We start from the raw sequence: 1,170 nt of genomic DNA on the forward strand, positions 1-1,170 counted from the left end.
CCGGTAATTGCGCCTTTACCTGTCCATCCGTCAACAAAGACAATACCGCTGGTACCATGCCGCTCTTCAATGACGTCGAGGGCTGCACCGTCAATTCCACGATCCCGGATGATGCTGATACCGTAATGCCATGAGGTTTTCCCCATGTCACGCAGGGCCTGGTGCAGCATAACGCCGAGCGGCACGCCAGCCCTGACAAGACTGGCCAGTACAATGGGCTCATCACCGAAGCGTTCGGCCAGAGCAATAGCGAGCTGTGTGACTTCTTTTGCAAGCCTCTCTGCGCCCCGATCCAGCGCCCGGTGAAACAAATCAAGATGCCATTGTGTTGGCGCTGGCTCCTGGCTGAGCATGTCTGAATAATGTTTCTTCCCGGACTGAATCAGCTCTTCTTTTTGATCAACCGGCGTCATCTCAATGACAACCGGCTTTAGAAGAAATTCCACGTCACCGGGCTGGTATGAGCCGGTAAATGTTTCATGTGGCTGCATTTTCATTTTCTCCAAAAATTCGCTGTGAAATGGCATCTGCAAACTGACTCTGACGCGGGATGCCAAACCAGCTGCACAGTTTCATAAAACGATGATCGCTCAGGCTGTCGCCCAGACCAATTACGGGGAAAACGCCGCGTTCAGCCCGAAGTTTTTCAAGCAGCCAGCTGACGGCCAGCCCTTTCTCAACCGGGGTGGGAAGCCAGGCCACGTTATTACTGTTGCGGTGGATATAGAAGCCCTCGGTCGGAAACACCGTTTCTATCTCATCTGCAATGGCATTGAGCTCGTCAAGGCGGGTGCTGTCGCGGTGTTTCATCACCATATAAACCGCCGTTTCACCGTATTCGAAGTTCAGTCTTGCCCAGGCATTAATCCCTTTTGCGTCCATCATTTCAGTGATCAGACGCTGCATCGATGTCAGCTTTTCCTGATAGGGAGCCAGCTGGCCGAGCATATGGGCCTTCCACTCCTCGTCGGGGTTGCCTTCAGGCGTGAGAATGACGGCCCCGTGCGTGGTGATTGCCCAGGAGTGGAAAGGGATCCGTACGCGGCTGATTTCTTCAGTTCCCCGTGCGGTAACGGGAATGAGTTCAGCCTGCTCCAGAAGCCAGTCCACTAACATGGACTGTTCTTCCGTCATAAAGCTTCGTGGATTCAGGGTGCGATCAACGGCACC

At 53.8% G+C, this 1,170-nt stretch carries 2 protein-coding genes; both read right to left on the bottom strand.

From position 1 onward, the window contains the following. Window positions 1-491, bottom strand: a 491-nt coding sequence (locus ACOTYN_RS26350; RefSeq protein WP_421634807.1) for a cysteine protease StiP domain-containing protein, incomplete at its 3' end; no start/stop codon positions are given. Beyond that, a partial coding sequence (locus ACOTYN_RS26355; RefSeq protein ID WP_421634808.1) for a hypothetical protein occupies window positions 478-1,170 on the bottom strand: 693 nt, incomplete at its 5' end. The genes ACOTYN_RS26355 and ACOTYN_RS26350, both read right to left, overlap by 14 nt.

It is taken from the genome of Enterobacter cloacae complex sp. IR5458, from assembly GCF_049238025.1.
In the GTDB taxonomy this organism is placed as follows: domain Bacteria; phylum Pseudomonadota; class Gammaproteobacteria; order Enterobacterales; family Enterobacteriaceae; genus Enterobacter; species Enterobacter kobei.